The organism is Halorussus limi, assembly GCF_023238205.1.
Taxonomy (GTDB): domain Archaea; phylum Halobacteriota; class Halobacteria; order Halobacteriales; family Haladaptataceae; genus Halorussus; species Halorussus limi.
On sequence record NZ_CP096659.1, the window covers coordinates 3,210,542 to 3,227,911 of the forward strand.

A 17,370-nucleotide genomic window follows, 5' to 3' on the forward strand; every position below is an offset into this window, starting at 1 on the left:
GTACGGCCTCGGAACACGGAGGCCTCGCGTGACCTCAGACTGAGAGGCCACGCCCGACCCCGGACGCCGGAGCAGGCGTTTTCGCGCGAGCGAAGACGGGGGGACTTATCGGCCGCGAGGTAGATGGAACCCGCATGGAAGTCCTGAATCCGCGCGTCCGCCTCGCGTGGGGCGTCGGCGCGGTCGTGACCGCAGTCATCGTCGGCGTCCTCGCGGCCGTGGTCAGCAGGTTCACCCTCGGTCCCGGCGTCACCGTGGGGCTGGCCGTCGCGCTCGGGGCGCTGGCGCTCGGTCTCGTGTTCGCCGTGTTGCGCTATCGGACCTGGCGATTCGAGGTGCGCGACGACGACCTCTACCTCGAACGCGGCGTGCTGACCCGGGTCAACACCGTCGTCCCGTTCGTCCGCGTCCAGCACGTCGACACCCAGCGCGGACCGGTCGAGCGCGCGCTCGGACTGGCGAGCGTCGTGGTCTACACCGCGGGCTCTCGCGGGGCCGACGTGTCGATTCCCGGCCTGACGCCCGAGCGGGCCGACGACCTGCAGGAACAGCTCCGTCGCCTCGCCATCGAGAGCGAGCGCGAGACCGACGCGGTATGAAACTCCATCCGCTGTCGATTCCCTACCGGGCGGCCTCGCGAGGACTGAGCGCGGGCCTGATGCTGTTCTTCGTCGGCCGGTCGCTCGGTGACGCCGAGGCGCTCCCGGTCCCGATGGCGGGTCCGGCGCTGGTCACGCTGGCGGCAGTCGGCGTCGTCGGCGCGGCGGCGTGGCAGGTCGCCTACTACCGGCGGTTCGAGTACCGACTCACCGGCGACGGCCTCGAAATCGCCTCGGGGGTCGTCTCCCGGCGCAACCGCGAGATTCCGCTCGGGCGCATCCAGAACGTCGACATCTCGCGCAACGTGATTCAGCGCGCGCTCGGCGTCGCAGTTCTAGACATCGAGACGGCGGGCGGCGGCGCGACCGAGGCCAGCCTCCGGTACGTCGGCTACGACGAGGCCAAGCGCGTCCAGCGCGAGATTCAGCGCCTGAAACGCGGTGCGGAGGACGCCGAAAGCGGGACCGAACCCGACGAGCGGGCCGACCCCGAGGAACGCGGGACCGTCCTCTTCGAGCTTCAGTCCGGCGAACTGCTGCTCCTGAGCGCCCTCTCGTTCGACTTCCGGTACCTCTCGCTGTTGGCGTTCGGTCCGGCCGCGCTCCCGTTCGTGCCGGGGGTCGCGGAACTGGCGTTCCTCGGCGGGATGCTGCTGGTCGCGCTTCTCGTGGTCGCGCTCTGGGTGCTGAGCGCCGGAATGACGTTCGCCCGCTACTACGACTTCCGGTTGACCCGCCTCGGCGACGAACTCCGGTACGAGCGCGGCCTGCTCCAGCGCTACGACGGGTCGATTCCGCTCGGGAAGGTGCAGGCGCTCACGCTCGACGCCAACGTCCTGATGCGGCGGTTCGGCTACGCCACGCTCGCGGTCGAGACCGCGGGCTACGGGCCGGGACAGGCGCCCTCCGGCGGGTCGGAGGCCGCGGTCCCGCTGGCGACTCGCGAGCGGGTGCTTCGCCTCGCCCGAGAGGTCGAGGACTTCGAGGTGCCGGCGTTCTCGCGGCCGCCCGAGCGCGCCCGGACTCGGTACGCGGTCAGGTACGCGCTCGTCCTCGCGGGCCTCGCGGCGGTGCTGTTCGCGTTGCAGGCGGTCGTCGGCCCGCCGGCGCCGATTCCGTTTCCGCTCGCCGTGGTCCCGCTCGCGTTCCTGCTCGTCGTTCCGGTCGCGGCCCACCTCAAGTGGCGCAACCGGGGCTACGCGGTGGGCGAGGACCACGTTCTCACCCGCAACGGGTTCTGGACGCGGACGACCAAGGTGGTGCCGTACTACCGGGTCCAGACCGTGATTCAGAGCGCGACCGTCTTCCAGCGCCGGCGGCGGTTGGCGAGCGTGGTCGTCGACACCGCGAGTTCCGCGGGCGGCGTGGCCGCCGCGGTGGACGTGGACGCCGAGACGGCGAGGGAGTTGCGCGAGACGGTCGGCGAGAAGTTACAGGCGAGTCTGGCGGCGCGTCGCGGCGAGGCCGACCGGGAGTCGGACCTCGACTCCTCGCGTCGAGACTGAACGGTTTTTTACCCTTCGCGGTCCGAGTGGCGAGTAATGACCGAACACGACTACGAGGACCTCGGCCTCGTCGCGGGGCTGGAGATTCACCAGCAACTCGACACCGAGACGAAGCTGTTCTGCAACTGTCCGACCGAACTCCGAGAACCCGAGGAGTCCGACCGGCGGTTCACGCGCTTCCTCCACCCGACCAAGAGCGAACTGGGCGAACTCGACCAAGCGGCGCTCGAAGAGAGTCGCGTCGAGCGCGAGTTCGAGTATCTGGCGTACGACACGACCTGTCTGGTCGAGGAGGACGACGAACCGCCCCACCGACTCGACGACGAGGCCCAAGCGGTCGTCCTCGAAATCGCGCAACTGCTCGACATGGACGTGGTGGACCAGGCCCACGTCATGCGGAAAATCGTCGTGGACGGGTCGAACACCTCCGGCTTCCAGCGCTCGACGCTGATGGCCTCCGACGGCGAGATTTCGACCAGCGACGGGGCGGTCGGTATCGAGGACCTGATGCTCGAAGAGGAGTCGGCCCAGCGCGTCGAGGAGACCGACGACGGCGTGCGTTACTCGCTCGACCGACTCGGCATCCCGCTGGTCGAAATCGGTACCAAGCCCGACATCCGGTCGCCCGAGCAGGCCCGCGAGGCCGCGGAGACCATCGGGATGCTCCTGCGCTCGACCGGCAAGGTCAAGCGCGGCCTCGGCACCATCCGCCAAGACGTGAACATCTCCATCGAGGAGGGCGCGCGCGTCGAGGTCAAGGGCGTCCAGAGCCTCGAGGACATCGACGACCTGGTCGAGAACGAGGTCCACCGGCAGGTACGCCTGCTCGAACTCCGTGACGAACTCCGCGAGCGCGACGCCTCGGTCGGCGACGTGGTGGACGTGACCGACACCTTCGCCGACACCGAGTCGGGGGTCATCGGTTCGGCGCTCGAATCCGGCGGGAAGGTCACGGCGGTCCCGCTCTACGGCTTCGACGGACTGGTCGGCGCGGAGATTCAACCGGACCGCCGCCTCGGGACGGAACTGTCCGACCACGCCAAGCGCCACGGCGCGGGCGGCATCTTCCACACCGACGAACTCCCGGCATACGGCGTCACCGGAGACGAAGTAGCCGCGCTCCGAGAGGCCGTGGGCGCGGGCGACGACGACGCGGTGGCCATCGTCGCGGCCGACCCCGAAACCGCGGACCTCGCCGTCGAGGCCGCCGCCGAGCGCGCCGAGACGGCCTTGGAGGGCGTGCCCGAGGAGACCCGGGGCGCGAACGAGGACGGCACGACGCGCTACCTCCGACCGCTCCCCGGCGCGGCCCGCATGTACCCCGAGACCGACGTGCCGCCGGTCGAACCCGACCCGAGCGAGGTCGAGACGCCCGAACTACTGACCGAGAAGGTCGAGCGCTACCAGTCGGAGTACGACCTCGGCGCGGCGCTCGCCGAGCAGGTCGCCTACGGCGAGCGCATGCCGCTGTTCGAGCGCGCGGTCGAGCGACTGGGCGCGGACCCGACGCTCGCGGCCCAGACCGTCGAGAGCACCGTCACCGAACTCCGGCGCGACGGCGTGCCGGTCGAGAACCTGACCGAGGACCACTTCCTCGGGACGCTCGAAGCAGTCGCCGACGGCGAGACGGCGAAGGGCAACGTCGGCGAAGTCCTCACGGCGCTCGCCGAGAGTCCGGACCTGACCGCGGCCGAAGCCATCGAACAGGAGGGTCTCGGCAGTGCAGGCGAGGACGAGGTCCGCGAGGCCGTGGTCGAAGTGGTCGAGCGAAACGAGGGACAGGTCGAGGAGCAGGGCATGCAGGCGTTCTCGGCGCTGATGGGCGAAGCGATGGGAGCGCTCGGCGGGAAGGCCGACGGCGACACCGTGAGCGAGTTGCTGCGCGAGGAAATTCAGAAGCGGGCCTGAAGGAATCTACAGGCGGCCTTTAGACGCCTACGTATTGGTGTTAGAATTTTTCAGATTTTCTTCAGCCATATACAGGAGTGTTTGCTTCGCCACCGAGCGGAACCCGGTGGTCTGCGTTACCGAGCGCCCGAAATCGAAGACGGAACGGAGCGGTCGACGCTCGACCACCGACTCGCATCACCGGCCGGAGCGCCGTTGGCGGTGGCGGCGGCCGGGCCGCCGAGTTATTGTGCGCCGGCGTGGAACTCCCCGCGATGCGAGGCGTCGGGAAGTACGGGGAAATCGGGAAAGGAGTTCTGGCGGTCGCCCGCGAGGAACACCTCTCGGTCACGGCGGCGGGGCTGGCTTACTACATGTTCCTCTCGGCGATTCCGCTGTTGCTGTTCGGGTTCATCGGCTTCTCGGCGCTCGACGGAATCGGGTCGCTCGTCCTCGCAGTCGAACTCGCCACCGACGACTCCGTGGCGCGGTTCTTCGAGCAGTCCATCAGGGACGATGCGAGTCGGACCCGGGCGGCGGTCATCGCCGCGGTCCTCGTGGTGTGGTCGGCGCTCCGGATGTTCGCGACGCTGCGGCGCATCTTCGCCGACCTCTACAGCGTGCGCAAGCAGAAGTCGGTGTTCGACCGGGTGATGACGGTCGGACTCGGGTTCGGCGTCGTGACGCTGGCGCTGGTCCTGCTCGTCGCGTTGGGAGTCGCCCGGTCGATAGTCTTCACGTCAACCGCGTGGACCGTTCTGGGGCCGCTGCTGCTGTTCGGCGGGCTCTCGGTCGTGTTCTTCCCGCTGTACTACGTCTTCCCGTCGGAGACGAGTCCGCGCGAGGCGCTCCCGGGGACCGTGTTCGCGGCCGCCTCGTGGACGGTTTCGAGCGGGGTGTTCCGGTGGTACGCCGGACTCTCGGAGAGCGTTCGGTTGTACGGAATCGTCGGCGGGGTGCTGTTGCTGCTCGCGTGGCTCTACGTCGCCGCGCTGGTGGTGCTGCTCGGAATCGTGCTGAACGCCGTGCTGGACGGGCGAGTGACTCCGGACTACGACTGGCTCCCCTCGGTGCTGTCGGACGCGAAGGCCGACTGACCCGAGGAGCCCGAATCCGCTACAGCGGCGTCCGCCGCCGGACGCCCGAAATGAACTCCCGGGAGACGACCGACCAGTGGGGCTCGCTGACCCGCTGGGAGAGTCGGTAGGCGACCCAGACCAGCAGGATGGCGAACGCGGCGTCGGTCACCCAGTGGACGCCGAGGTAGAGCGTCGAGAAGACGATGGCCCCGGCGAGGATAGCGGCGGTGTAGGCGTACCGTGCGTCGGCCTTCCGGGCGTAGAGCGCCGCGAGGACCGACAGACCGGTGTGGAGACTCGGGAACGCCTTGACCAGCGTGTCGGTGCTGTAGATGCCGTGCTGGATGGCGGGCGTGAGTTCGTACATCAGCGGTTCGACCGTCGAGAGGTACAGCGACGACACCTTCACCGGGAACAGGATGAAGAACGGCACCGCACACACGACTACGATGACGTAGGCGAGCGCGTAGCGGTGGGCCTCCTCCTCGTCGTGGGCCTTGACCTTGAAGTACGTGAAGAGGACGATGAAGGGGAACCCGACGAGGTATACCCCGGTCGCTAGCACCGTCAGCGGCGTGGCCGCGAACGCCTGAAACGCCGCGACGGTCGCGCCCTCGATGGCGTAAATCGCGCCGGTGAACGTTCTGGCGACGTGGAAGTTGAGCGCGAGTTTGTTCACGATTTCGGTGACGACCCACGCGACCCCGAGGTACTTCCAGTCGGTCCGGAGGAAGTCGGCCAGCAGGGTCCGGAACCGCTGGTCGGGGAGGAAGAGTCGCTTGCCCACGAGCATGGCCGCGATGCTCGGGACCGCGACGAGGAGGGTGAACTGCGTACCGAGCGGGAGGGAGGCAAACATACTCGTACGTAGCTATCTCCCGGTCCGATAAAAGATTTGACTTTCCCTATGCGAGCGCCGCCGAGACCGTGATATGCGACGTTTTAGCACGAATGGAACCCCCACAACGTCTCTGCCCGAACGTATCCCGCCGAGAGTGAAAACCGTTCGGGCGGAACCGACGGCGTTACCCGTCGTCCGGGGTCGCGGCCGTCTCGGCGGAATCGGCCTCGGGGCGGTCCCCGCCGTCCTCGGCGTGGTACATCGCGCGCCGGAGGAGGCCCCGGAGCGTCCGGACCTCGCGGCCGGTCGGGTGCGCGCGCCCGAGGAGTCGCCGGGCGAGTCGCACCGTCTTGGCCCGCTTCTCCGCGGGGTGGTCGATGGCGTCGAGGAACTCGGCGAAGTGGTCGTAGAAGCCCTCTATCTCGGATTCGTCGGCCCGTTCGCGCTCCACGTCCGGAAGTTGGGTCTCCTCGACGGTGAGGTCCCGGAGTTCGTAGAGCGTGACGGTCGCGGCCTGCCCCAGATTCAGCGACGAGTAGTCGGCGCTGGCGGGAATCGAGCACACCTCGTCCACGCGGGCCATCTCGTCGTTGGTCAGGCCGTTGTCTTCCCGGCCGAAAATCAGGCAGGTGTCGGCCGCCACGTCGCCCAAACTGTCGGCCAGTTGGTCGGGCGTCTTGAAGGGGAACCGGCGGTGTTTCCGGGCGTCCTCGTTTGTCGTCGCGGTCAGCCCGACGGTGTGGTAGTTCTCTACGAGGTGGTCGAACGTCACCTCGTCGGCGTTCGGTAACACGTCCTCGCGGGCCTGTCCGGCGAAGCCGTAGGCCTCGCTGTCCCGGCCGAACTCCGGCGGGTCGACCAGTTTGAGGTCGTGCATGCCGAAGTTCTTCATCGCTCGCGCGATGGTTCCGATGTTGCCCGGGGTCTTGGGTTCCACGATGGCGACGGCGGGCGGAGTCATGACGGGTAGTCGCGACCGAGGTCGAGGTCGTCGTCGAGCGATTCGTCGTCTTCGTCGGCCGATTGGCCGCCGTCTCCGCTCTCGACCTCCATGTTCCTGAGGTCGATGCGCTCGCGCTCTTCCTCCGGTATATCGACGTTCAGGTCCTCCATGTCGGGTTCGGGCGGTTCGGGGATGTCGTCGGGGTCGGTCTCGACGTGTTCGACCCCGCCGTACCCCTCCGGCGCGCGCCCGCCGTCCGCGAACCACTCGTGGAACTCGTCCTGTAGCTCCTGTTGGCCCTTGTACTGGCTCCCGCCCGCCTCGCCGAACCAGTAGAGGAAGTCGGGTTCGTGGTCGGCACAGAGGACGACTTCGCCGAGCGGTTCGCCGTAGACGACCTCCGACTCGTTGCACTTGTGGATGTCCTCGTCGCCGTGAATCAGCCAGCAACCGTCGCACGGCGAGGCGACCAGCGCCTGCAGTCGGACGAGTCGCTTGCGCTGGTCGGCCGGAATGTCGTCCATCGGCCGGAACTCGCCGTCCTCGGTGAACACCGCGTCCTCGTCGAACCGCCAGCCGCGAAGCCCGATACTGATTTTACCCATTTGCGCGAGGCTTCGGTTTCGGTGGTGAAAAAGAGCGCGTTCTCCGCGCTCGCCGCACGTGTTCGGGCGTGTCCGGTTCCGAAGTGTCTGAAACGATAGCGTCGGGTGTCACAGCGACGAGGAACGGTCGCGTCGAAGCGTCGGACGCCGACGTTCGACGCGCGCCGACCTGCAAGGAAGACAACCTTTTTCGCCTCGGGGTGAGCCAGTCACTGGCGATGCCCTCCACAGACGCGTCCCGGACGCCGCCAGACGGGAAATCGTTCGGCACTCGACTCGAAATCGGCTGGGAGCGAGCGACGGACCACCTCCCGCTCGCGGCCGTCCCGCTCCTGTCGAGTCTGCTCGCGGTGGACAACGTCCGGCGCGTCCGCTCGGCCGAGGGAGTCAACATCGGCGTGAGTCTGCCGTTCCCCGCCGCGCTCCCCGACCTCTGGACCTTCGTGAACGTGCCGAGTCCCGGCCCCGGCGTCCACTTCTCGCCAACCATCGCGCTGCTCCCGGTCCAGATTCTCCTGCAGGCCGCGCTCGTGGCCGGTCTGGTCGGGAGCGTCGCCGAGGTCCTCCGGACCGGGCGCTACGACTTCGCGGCGAACGCCCGCAGGTACTTCGCGCCGATGCTCGGTTTCGTCGCGCTCGTCAGGGCCGTCACGCTCGCGCTCGCTGGCCCGGTCGTGGCCGCTCCGCTGTTGATCGTCTTTCTGATTCCGGCGTTCCTCGTGCTGAAGTACCTCTTCTACGCGACGACGTACCTCGTCGCGGTCAACGACGACTCGCTGGCGGACGCGCTGACCCGGAGCTATCGGCTTGCGACCGCGGGCGGCCCGTACCTCTCCTACGGCGCGGGCTACCTGCTGTTCGCCGCCGCGGTCTCGCTGGTGACGTCGGCCTTCGTCGTCAATCTCGGCCTCCTCGGCGTCGCGGTCGGCGCGGTGGCGACCGCACCGGTCGCGCTCGCGCTGACGTTCGCCACGACCGAGTTCGTCGCGGACTTGGACGCGAACGAGCGCGGCGACGGCGAAGTCGATGGTCGCGGCGGGGGATTCGGCGGCGCCGAGGGGTTCGGCGCTGGCAGTGAAGGATTCGACGGCGACACCGCCGGTCCGGGCGGAGAGTTCGGCGCTGACCGCGACGACCGCGAGGGACCGACGACCGCGGACGACGTCGGCGAGACCGCCGACGAACCGCGGGACGACTACTGGGACCGCCGAAAGGACGGCGGTGAGCGGTAGATGCTCGCGGTTCGCGCGCTCCACGTCCTCGGCATGGCGTTCGTCCTCGGCGGGGCGACCCTGACGTGGTGGCTGTTCCGGCAGGTCGGCGACGTAGCCGCGAGCGAGAGTGCGGGCGGAACTGCGACTGCGGGCGGGACGGCGGACGCGCTCCCGGTCGCGGCCGCCTACGAGCGGGGGTTCTGGGCCGCGATGGGCGTCCTCGTGATGACCGGCGTCGGCAACCTCGGGAGTCTCGCGCCCTTCGTCCCCGCGGCCGGGACCGAGTGGGGCACCGTCTTCGCGGCGAAACTCGCGCTCGTCCTCGCGGTGCTGGCGCTCTCGCTGGTCCGGACGCTCGCCGTCGCTCGGTTTCGCCGGGCCGAGCGCGGGGCGGCCGCGGGGTCAAATCTCGATACGCGGAGTCTCGAACTCGGCTACGGCGCGACCGCGCTCTCGCTCGCGGTCCTCGTCGTGCTCGCGGAGGTGTTGGCACATGGCTGAGGAGTCGCCGCCGTCGCTCGCGCTTCACCGGGTCGCCGACGACCCGCTGGTCGTCTGGACGCTCGCGTCGTTCCACACCGCGGCGCTGACCGCCGTTCTCGTCGCCGCGCTCTACCTCTCGGGGGCGCTCGGCGACCTGCTCGCGGGTCTCGACACCGTCGTCGGCCTCGGTCTCTACCTCGGCCTCTGGGCGAGCACGTGGTGGACGACCCGCCGGGCGTTCGCCGCAATCGCGGCCGCCGGGGACGACGCCTCGCTCTCGGTCGTCCTCGGTACCGGCGGGAAGTGGGCCGGGGTCGACGGCGTCCTGTTCCTCTGGATTCTGGTCGCCGTCGTCGTGTTCCCGGTCGGGTCGGTCGAAGGCCCCGAGGCGGTCCTCTCGTTCATCGCCGTCGTCGGCGTCGGGTCGCTGCTGGCGTTCGTCGTCGGGACGGTCGTCGGCCTGCTGTTCGCGGCGCTCGACCTCGCGGCGTTCCGTGTCGCGGGAGGCCTCGCGCCGGGGTCTCGCGAGCGCGACCCGCCGTCGGACGGGGCGGCGTAGCGACCTTGGGGATGCGGAGCAATCCCGTGGGACGCGGCGCAGCGACCCCGTGGCCCGTGGATTCAAGGCGGTTCCGTGAGACGTACCGGGTATGCCCGAGTCCGACCTCGCGGCGCAGGTCGAAGACGTGCTTTCGGTCGACCCCGACGAGTTCCAAGCGAGGGTCGAAGCGGACGCAGAGGTCATCGTCGAAGAGGTAGACGCGGGAACGTTCGACAACCCGCAGGCCATCATCGGCTTCGAGTACGAGTTCTACGCGGTCGACGCCGAGACCGGTGCGCTCCGGCGGGTCCCGCGCCGACTCCTCGACCTCATCGGCTTCGAGAAGGAACTGGGCCTCCACAACGCCGAGATGTCCACCAGTCCCCAACCGCTGAACACCCACGGACTGGCGTCCCAAGAGGCCGAGGTGAAGGCCCGACTCTCGGCCGCCGAGGACCGCACCGGGGCGGAGGGGATGCGACTGGTCAGCGACGCGATGTGGACCGTCCCGCCCGAGGGCGAGACCGCCCGACAGTATCTGACCGACAGCGTCTCGGACCGCGGGGTCCGAATCGCCTCGAACATGAGCGACTCGGTGCGCTACCACGCGATGGCCAACTCCGACGGTCAGGCCGGCATGCGTCTGGACGCCCCGCACGTCTCGCTGTCGGCCGACACGGTGATGCCCGAGAGCCTCATCACCTCCATCCAACCTCACTATCAGGTGCCCCACGCCCGCGACCTGCCGACCTACTTCCAGTACGCGATTCGCATCGCCGGACCGCTGCTGGCGCTCGGGGTCAACTCGCCGTTCTTCCCGCCGGGCCTCTACGACGACGACGCCGACCCCGACGAGATTTTGTCCGACGGCTACGACGAGCATCGCATCGGCGTCTTCGAGTCCGTGCTGAACCGGTCGGCCGACGACCCCGACAAGGTCCGGTTCCCGCGGGACTTCGACAGCGTCGAGCAAGCCGTCGAGCGCATCGCTCGCGACCGGACCATCGTACCGATGCCGGTCGGCACCAGCGACCGGTTCGACGACGAGTTCGCCCACTTCCGACTCAAGCACGGCACCTACTGGCGGTGGGTCCGGCCGGTGTTCGGCGGGGCGACCCGGTCGGCCGCCAACGCCCGCATCGAGTTCCGGCCCATCGCAGCCCAACCCACCGTCAGGGACTCCATCGCGTTTCAGGCCGCGTTCGCCGGCCTGCTCGAATCGACCTACCGGCGCGAACACCCGGTCCGGCACCTCGACTGGGTGGTCGCCAAGGACAACTTCTACGACGCGATGGAGGACGGACTCGACGCCGACCTCTACTGGATAACCAACGACGGCAAGGAGACGACGGACCACGAACAGGTCTACGAGGACATCTTCGCCCACGCCAAGGACGGACTCCAGATGCGGGGTCTGAGCGACCAAGACGCCGCGAAGTACCTCTATCCGCTCCGCCAGCGCGCCCGCCACCGACTCACCCCGGCGAGTTGGAAGCGCGAACGCGTCCGGGAACGACTCGACGACGGCGATGACTTCGAGGACGCGGTGTACGGGATGCAGAAGCAGTACGTCGAGAAACAGGCCGACACTCTCATCGACGGCACGTTCGCCGACTGGGTGGGACGCGGCGACACGGAGTTGGAGCGCGACGAGTAGTCCAGAAGCGAGCGGTTCTCGTTTCGTCCACGCGGGCCCCTACCGGTCGGTATCTCCGACGCCGGGAGCCGTCGCTATCGAGCGAAAAATAGCGGGCGGCGAGCGCCCGAGCAACCGGAGAAGAGCCTCTTACAGCGCCTCGTCGTAGTCCTCGTAGTTCGAGATTTCGACGCCTTCCGCGTCGATTTCGGCGAGCCACATGCCGTTGCCGGAGGCGGTGTCGCGTTCGACCGCGCTCTTGAGCGCGCGGATGGCGACTTCGCGGGCCTCGTCCTGACTCAGGTCCTCGTGGTAGTCCTGTTCGAGGACGCCGAGCGCGAACTGCGACCCGGACCCGGAGACGCTGTAGGTCTCCTCGGTCACGCCGCCGAGCGCGTCGTAGGAGTAGATGTGTCCGCCCTCCTCGTCGACGCCGCCGAGGACCGGCACCGTGATGAGGAAACCGCCAGAGCGCAGGAGGTTGCTGGTCAGCGTCGAGAGCGCCGTCATGCTCATCTCCTCGCCGCGTCGGGAGTCGTAGAGGTTCCTCTCGACCTTGAGCGTGCGGATGAGCGACTGGGCGGCCGAGACCGACCCGGAGATGGTGAGCGCGGCGGAGGGGTGGACCTGCTCGACCTTCTGGGCGGTCTTCGAGGAGACCATGTTACCGAGGCTCGCACGCTGGTCGGTGACCATCACGACGCCGTCGTTCGTCGTCAGACCGATGGTCGTGGTCCCGGTCTTGAGCTCCTGAATGTCCTCGGCGTCGACCGAGCGGTTCGGGAGCGAGCCGAGTTCCGGCTCGTACGGGTTCGTGTCGTCGGCTGCGAGGCGCGAAGCGTTCTGGGAAAATTCGGAACCGTGCATTGGGCTACGCATTACCCGTCCCTAGACCGCCAGCACTGATAAAACCAACTCTTCACGAAACTGCGGTGGCGGCCGCGCTCGCCGGAGTCGGTGCTGTCTAGGTCGGGAGCCGAGAGAATCGTCGTCGCTTCGCCGACGGTCGGACTCAGGCCGTCGCGTCGTAGGCGTACTCCAACTTCTGTACGATCTTGTGCGCCGGGAGCGTGACGCCGAGCTGTCTGGTCAGGATTGCGAGCGGCAGCAGCAGGATGCTGGCCGCGACGCTCGTCTGGTACAGGGCGAACAGGATTGCACGGTGAATCCGCGTGGGCATCTGGGTTCGTACCTCGACCGAGGGTCGGCCGAGGGAGTATAAAAGCGTTACTGATAGATAAAATCCATAATGAACTATATTGCAGTTCGAGGGCGGCGCAGTCTTGCGATTCAACCTAGTTTGCGTTCGGTTCAACGAAAGAGGAGTTTCGGCGCGCGCAGACGTAGGCACCGACTTGGCGACGCTCGGCGTACGTATAACTTATGAGGATTATACGGCTCACGTCCGCGCCTCGCGCGCGCTCCGGCCCGCCTGCGAGCGTCCGTGCGTCACGTGTGACCACCGGCCACCCACGAACTCGTTTCAAAACCGAAAGACACGAACCACCGCGGAACGACCCCCCGATATGAGCAACTATCTCGTTGCGATGGAGGCGGCATGGTTGGTACGCGACGTAGAGGACATCGACGACGCCATCGGCGTCGCGGTCAGCGAGGCCGGGAGGCGTCTGAACGAGAAGGACATGGACTACGTGGAGGTAGACGTCGGCGCGACCGGGTGTCCGGCGTGCGGCGAACCCTTCGACTCGGCGTTCATCGCGGCCGGAACCTCGCTCGTGGGTCTGGTGCTGGAGATGAAGGTCTTCAACGCCGACAGCGAGGAACACGCCCAGCGCATCGCCAAGAGCGAAATCGGCGGCGCGCTCCGCGACGTTCCCCTCGAAGTCGTCGAGACCATCGAGTACGAGGAGGACGAGGACATCGAACTCGGCAGCGACGACGAGTAGGCCGGTCCGACCCGAACCGGTTTCCGACGGCAGTTCGGACGACCGAACGGCGGGCGCGTCGGGGCCGGTGGTCGTCGAACCGTCAGTTCTGACGCGCGGAACCGAACCTTTATTTATAACCGTTAGTTATCCGAGGGCATGGAACTACCGACGCCCCAAGACATCCGGGAGCGCCGGACCGAACTCGGCCTGACCCAGAGCGAACTGGCCGACCGCGCGGGCGTCTCTCAGCCGCTTATCGCCCGCATCGAAGGCGGCGACGTGGACCCGCGGCTCTCGACGCTCCGGCACATCGTGGACGCGCTGGACGAGTCGGAGGGCGACATCGTCCGTGCGGGCGACCTGATGCACGAGGACGTTGTCAGCGTGGGTCCCGACGACTCGGTCAGCCAAGCGGTCACGAAGATGCAGGACGCCGGCTTCTCGCAGTTGCCCGTCATCAAGGACGGCGTGCCGGTCGGCTCCATCAGCTTCGAGGACCTGATGAGCGTCGGCGAAGACGCCCGCGACCAACCCGTCTCGGAGTTCATGGGCGAGAGCTTCCCCACCAAGTCCCGGAACGCCACGCTGGACGAACTCAGCACCGACCTCGGCCACAACAAGGCGGTCATCGTGACCGAGCGGGGCAACACCGTCGGCATCATCACCGAGGCCGACATCGCGGCGCGACTGTCCTGACACTCGTCTCCGTCGAAAAAAGCCGCCGTCGGGACCGCCGACTTACAGGCCGCTGTAGTCTTTGTTTATCGCACCGAGTGCGCTGACGTTCTGATAGTTGTCGCTCGGGATGGGCTTGGGACTGTTGTTCTGCTCGATGCCGAAGTGGAGGTGCGGTCCGGTCGAGTTGCCGGAGTTGCCCATACCGCCGATGTGGTCGCCTCGGCTGACCTGCTGGCCGTCCGAGACCGCGAAGCTGTTGAGGTGTCCGTACTCCGTCTCGTAGCCGTTCTCGTGGACGATGTAGACGTAGTTGCCGTAGCCGCCGGAGTCGTAGGCGGTGTACGCGGTTCCGGCGCGGGCGGCGTAGACGGGCGTTCCGACGCCGGTGTTGTTGTTGTCGATGTCCACGCCGCCGTGGAACCCGCTGGAGCGCTGGCCGTAGTCCGACGAGATGATGCCGTCCATCGGCCAGACGATGTCGGTTCCGGCGCCCCCGCCGCCGGCGGAGGTCAGGTACCGTTCGACCGACCAACCCCACACGTCGCGGTTGAGCCAGTGGATGCCCCACCACGTGTAGCCGTCTTCGGCGGTCGGCCCGTTGACGATTTCGCCGACCTCGCCGGGGTTCACCGTGGCGACGACGGACGACTCCGTTCCGGGTCGCTTCCGCGTGTTCAGGTCGGTGGTCGCTTCGACCCGCTCTCCCTCTGCGAACGCGCTCACGGTTCCGCTGAGTGCGGCGGTTCCGGTGATTCCCGTCGCGGCGATTCCGAGCGACTTGACGACCGAGCGTCGATTTAGTTTCCGTGTCATCTTCGTATACGTAATGAATATCCTTATACTAAATTTTTGTTCTACTAGTTATTAATTTTATATTTGCGGTGGTTCGATATGCGATAGGCTCCGAACGCCCTGAGAGCGATTCGGGTCGCGACCCGTTCGCCAGTAGGTGAGAGCGAAGTAGCTCCGGAATTAGTGTGGTTCGTTCACTTCCCCCACACGAAGAATTATCCGGTCCGATTCCGTGGGTTCGCGGTATGACGGGTTTCTCCGACAGGGTCGAATCGGTCTCCATCAGCGGCATCCGCGAAGTGTTCGAGATGGCGGGCGAGGACGCCATCAACCTGGGCATCGGGCAACCCGACTTCCCGACGCCGGAACACGCCCGGCGGGCCGCGGTCGAGGCCATCGAGGGCGGTCGGGCCGACGCCTACACCTCCAACAAGGGGACGCTCGAACTCCGGGAGGCCATCAGCGCGAAGCACGACCGGGACAACGACTTCTCGGTTCCGCCCGAGAACCTCATCGCCACGGCGGGCGGGAGCGAGGCGCTCCACCTCGCGCTGGAGGCCCACGTGGACATCGGCGAGGAGGTAATCTACCCCGACCCCGGGTTCGTCTCCTACGAGGCGCTGACTCGCATCGCGGGCGGCGAACCCCGACCGGTCGGTCTGCGCGAGGACCTCACGCTCGACCCCGCGGCGGTCGAAGAGGCGATTACGGACGACACCGCGGCGTTCGTCGTCAACAGTCCCGCGAACCCCACCGGCGCGGTCCAGAGCAAGGAGGACGTGCGGGAGTTCGCCCGCATCGCCGACGAACACGACGTGCTGTGTATCTCCGACGAGGTGTACGAACACATCGTCTTCGACGGCGAACACCACTCGCCGATGGCCTACGCCGAGTCGGACAACGTGGTCGTGGTCAACGCCTGCTCGAAGACCTACTCGATGACCGGGTGGCGACTCGGGTGGGTCGCCGCGAGCGAGCGCCGCATCGAGCGCATGCTCCGGGTCCACCAGTACGTGCAGGCCTGCGCCAGCGCCCCGGCCCAGTTCGCCGCGGAGGCGGCGCTCTCCGGCCCGCAGGACCCGGTCGAGGAGATGGTGGCCGCGTTCGAGGAGCGCCGCGACGTGTTGCTCGACGGCTTCGCCGACATGGGCATCGACTGCCCGACGCCCGAGGGCGCGTTCTACGCCATGCCGAAGGTTCCCGAGGGGTGGACCGACGAGGTGCTGGACCGCGGCGTCATCGTGGTCCCCGGCGAGGCCTTCGGCGACAACGGCGAGGGCTACGCTCGCATCTCCTACGCGACCGACATGGACCAGATACAGGAGGCGCTGGAAATCATGCGCGAGGCGACGAATGCGGTCCGGTGAGCGATTGAGAAACCAACTCGTTTCTTTTCCAATTATATGTATCGCCGATAGAATCGTCTGTATTGCTTTGCGGTCGCACTGTCACGGACGGCCCTCCCGCGCACGGCGCGTCCGATGGTCGGCGAAAGCGGGCGGGTCCGACAAGAGGGCTCCGTTCGCGCCGACGGAGTTCCGTAAGCGCCCGTTCCACCGCGGAACCCAGTCGTTGGTCGCATGAGATTTTATGCGTCTCGCTCCCGTCGATGGGTACCATGTCCATCGCTCGCCGGGAGTCCGGCGTCGTCCCCGCGGTCCGCGCTCTCGCCTCGCAGGTCCATCCGGTGTTCATGACGCCGCCGGTCGCCTCCTCGCTGTTCGGCGGCGTGCTGGCCGGGCGCTTCGGCCTCGCGTCGGGAGCGGTCCACGCGCTGGCCATCTTCGCGGCGGTCTACACCGCCCACGTCAAGGACGGCTACGTGGACTTCTACGTCCGCGACGAGGACGACGACCACCCGCTCTCCGAGCGGGGGTGTAAGGCCGCGCTCGCCGGTTCGACCGCGCTGTTCTTCGGCAGTCTGCTCGCGCTCTGGGCGCTCGCGGGCGGCCTCGCCGCCCTGCTGACGCTCCCGACGTGGCTCGTCGCGTACCACCACGCGCCGCAACTCGACACCAACCCCGTGACCGCGACGACGGGCTATCCGCTCGGCATCGCGCTCGCCATCCTCGGGGGCTACGCCGCGCAGGCCGGAACGCTCGCGCCTATCGCGCTCGCGTTCGCCGCCGTCTTCCTCGTCCTGCTCTCGGGCGTGAAGGTCATCGACGACGCCCAGGACTACGACTACGACCGCTCCATCGAGAAGCGCACCGTGGCGGTCACGCTCGGTCCCGAACGCGCCAGAACCGCGGCATACGCGCTGATGACGACCGCGCTGGTCCTCGTCGTCGCGCTCGCGGCGCTCGCGGTCTTTCCGCCGAGCAGCGTTGCCGCCGCCGCCGGATTCGGCGCGGTCGCCGGGGTCGCTAGCCGGGCCGACGCCGAACTGGCGACGATGTTGCTGGTCCGGGGGTCGTACGTCTTCCTCGCGCTCTTGCTCGCGGCGGTGTGGTTCCGGCCGCTGGGGTGATGCGGTTCCGGCCGCTGGAGTGAACGTCTCCCGCGTCGGCGACTAGAGGTGGAAACCGGCGTTTTCTGCACGCCTGCGTCGATGTAATTCGTAACTTAACCGCGAGAAATACGCCGCTGTGGCCGCGTAACTCCGGTTACGACGGAGCGAGTGCAGATACGTTCGAGGTTATCGTTCGTTCGGCCACTGAACGATGTGACGCCTTCTT

18 protein-coding genes are annotated in these 17,370 nt (G+C 67.7%); 12 read left to right on the forward strand and 6 right to left on the reverse strand.

All coding sequences use genetic code 11. The features are described 5' to 3' along the window. The first annotated feature begins 134 nt into the window (after nucleotides 1-134). From M0R89_RS16360 to M0R89_RS16375, 4 genes are all read left to right on the forward strand, one after another. The gene (locus M0R89_RS16360; protein ID WP_248650147.1) at nucleotides 135-599 is read left to right on the forward strand and encodes a PH domain-containing protein; all 465 of its coding nucleotides are present in this window, start codon (nucleotides 135-137) and stop codon (nucleotides 597-599) included. Then, nucleotides 596-2,104, forward strand: coding sequence for a PH domain-containing protein (locus M0R89_RS16365; protein WP_248650148.1), 1,509 nt, complete (start codon nucleotides 596-598; stop codon nucleotides 2,102-2,104). Before M0R89_RS16360 ends, M0R89_RS16365 begins: the two co-directional genes overlap by 4 nt. A 36-nt stretch (nucleotides 2,105-2,140) precedes the next feature. Continuing rightward, nucleotides 2,141-4,012 (forward strand): Glu-tRNA(Gln) amidotransferase subunit GatE, encoded by a 1,872-nt coding sequence (gatE, locus tag M0R89_RS16370; RefSeq protein ID WP_248650149.1) that lies wholly within the window; start codon nucleotides 2,141-2,143, stop codon nucleotides 4,010-4,012. Nucleotides 4,013-4,251: 239 nt separating this feature from the next. Then, nucleotides 4,252-5,088, forward strand: coding sequence for a YihY/virulence factor BrkB family protein (locus tag M0R89_RS16375; RefSeq protein ID WP_248650150.1), 837 nt, complete (start codon nucleotides 4,252-4,254; stop codon nucleotides 5,086-5,088). Between the two features lie 19 nt (nucleotides 5,089-5,107). On the opposite strand, the gene M0R89_RS16380 is transcribed toward M0R89_RS16375, so the two are convergent. From M0R89_RS16380 to M0R89_RS16390, 3 genes are all read right to left on the reverse strand, one after another. Then, on the reverse strand, nucleotides 5,108-5,929 hold the full coding sequence (locus M0R89_RS16380; protein WP_248650151.1) for a phosphatase PAP2 family protein: 822 nt from the start codon (nucleotides 5,927-5,929) through the stop codon (nucleotides 5,108-5,110). 166 nt (nucleotides 5,930-6,095) lie between these two features. Continuing rightward, nucleotides 6,096-6,872, reverse strand: a complete 777-nt coding sequence (locus tag M0R89_RS16385; protein ID WP_248650152.1) for an RNA methyltransferase — start codon at nucleotides 6,870-6,872, stop codon at nucleotides 6,096-6,098. After that, entirely contained in the window at nucleotides 6,869-7,459 is a 591-nt protein-coding gene (locus M0R89_RS16390; protein WP_248650153.1) for a DUF8114 family protein, read from the reverse strand. Before M0R89_RS16390 ends, M0R89_RS16385 begins: the two co-directional genes overlap by 4 nt. A gap of 218 nt (nucleotides 7,460-7,677) precedes the next feature. Between M0R89_RS16390 and M0R89_RS16395 the strand changes: the two genes are divergently transcribed. From M0R89_RS16395 to M0R89_RS16410, 4 genes are all read left to right on the forward strand, one after another. After that, nucleotides 7,678-8,691: a hypothetical protein gene (locus M0R89_RS16395; RefSeq protein WP_248650154.1), complete on the forward strand. Its 1,014-nt coding sequence runs from the start codon at nucleotides 7,678-7,680 to the stop codon at nucleotides 8,689-8,691. Next, entirely contained in the window at nucleotides 8,692-9,174 is a 483-nt protein-coding gene (locus tag M0R89_RS16400) for a CopD family protein (RefSeq protein WP_248650155.1), read from the forward strand. It begins immediately after the preceding gene. Beyond that, the gene (locus M0R89_RS16405; RefSeq protein WP_248650156.1) at nucleotides 9,167-9,715 is read left to right on the forward strand and encodes a DUF7965 family protein; all 549 of its coding nucleotides are present in this window, start codon (nucleotides 9,167-9,169) and stop codon (nucleotides 9,713-9,715) included. Before M0R89_RS16400 ends, M0R89_RS16405 begins: the two co-directional genes overlap by 8 nt. Before the next feature lie 91 nt (nucleotides 9,716-9,806). Further along, a complete protein-coding gene (locus M0R89_RS16410; protein WP_248650157.1) occupies nucleotides 9,807-11,354 on the forward strand; it encodes a glutamate-cysteine ligase family protein in 1,548 nt (515 codons plus the stop codon). A gap of 129 nt (nucleotides 11,355-11,483) precedes the next feature. Here M0R89_RS16410 and psmB read toward each other — a convergent pair whose 3' ends face one another. Together psmB and M0R89_RS16420 are read right to left on the reverse strand one after the other, a co-directional pair. After that, nucleotides 11,484-12,212 (reverse strand): archaeal proteasome endopeptidase complex subunit beta, encoded by a 729-nt coding sequence (gene psmB, locus M0R89_RS16415; protein ID WP_248650158.1) that lies wholly within the window; start codon nucleotides 12,210-12,212, stop codon nucleotides 11,484-11,486. A 133-nt stretch (nucleotides 12,213-12,345) separates the two neighbouring features. Next, nucleotides 12,346-12,513, reverse strand: coding sequence for a hypothetical protein (locus M0R89_RS16420; protein WP_248650159.1), 168 nt, complete (start codon nucleotides 12,511-12,513; stop codon nucleotides 12,346-12,348). A 346-nt stretch (nucleotides 12,514-12,859) separates the two neighbouring features. Here M0R89_RS16420 and M0R89_RS16425 point away from each other — a divergent pair, with 346 nt between their 5' ends. Continuing rightward, complete coding sequence (locus tag M0R89_RS16425; protein ID WP_248650160.1) at nucleotides 12,860-13,240, forward strand: DUF555 domain-containing protein; 381 nt, start codon at nucleotides 12,860-12,862, stop codon at nucleotides 13,238-13,240. 138 nt (nucleotides 13,241-13,378) lie between these two features. Beyond that, nucleotides 13,379-13,918, forward strand: coding sequence for a CBS domain-containing protein (locus M0R89_RS16430; RefSeq protein ID WP_248650161.1), 540 nt, complete (start codon nucleotides 13,379-13,381; stop codon nucleotides 13,916-13,918). Between the two features lie 42 nt (nucleotides 13,919-13,960). On the opposite strand, the gene M0R89_RS16435 is transcribed toward M0R89_RS16430, so the two are convergent. Next, nucleotides 13,961-14,713 (reverse strand): peptidoglycan DD-metalloendopeptidase family protein, encoded by a 753-nt coding sequence (locus M0R89_RS16435; protein WP_248650162.1) that lies wholly within the window; start codon nucleotides 14,711-14,713, stop codon nucleotides 13,961-13,963. 224 nt (nucleotides 14,714-14,937) lie between these two features. Between M0R89_RS16435 and M0R89_RS16440 the strand changes: the two genes are divergently transcribed. Next, nucleotides 14,938-16,059, forward strand: coding sequence for a pyridoxal phosphate-dependent aminotransferase (locus M0R89_RS16440; RefSeq protein WP_248650163.1), 1,122 nt, complete (start codon nucleotides 14,938-14,940; stop codon nucleotides 16,057-16,059). A gap of 251 nt (nucleotides 16,060-16,310) precedes the next feature. Next, nucleotides 16,311-17,162 carry a UbiA family prenyltransferase gene (locus M0R89_RS16445; protein ID WP_248650164.1) on the forward strand — a complete coding sequence of 284 codons (852 nt, stop codon included), beginning with the start codon at nucleotides 16,311-16,313 and terminating at the stop codon, nucleotides 17,160-17,162. The last annotated feature ends 208 nt before the right edge of the window (nucleotides 17,163-17,370 follow it).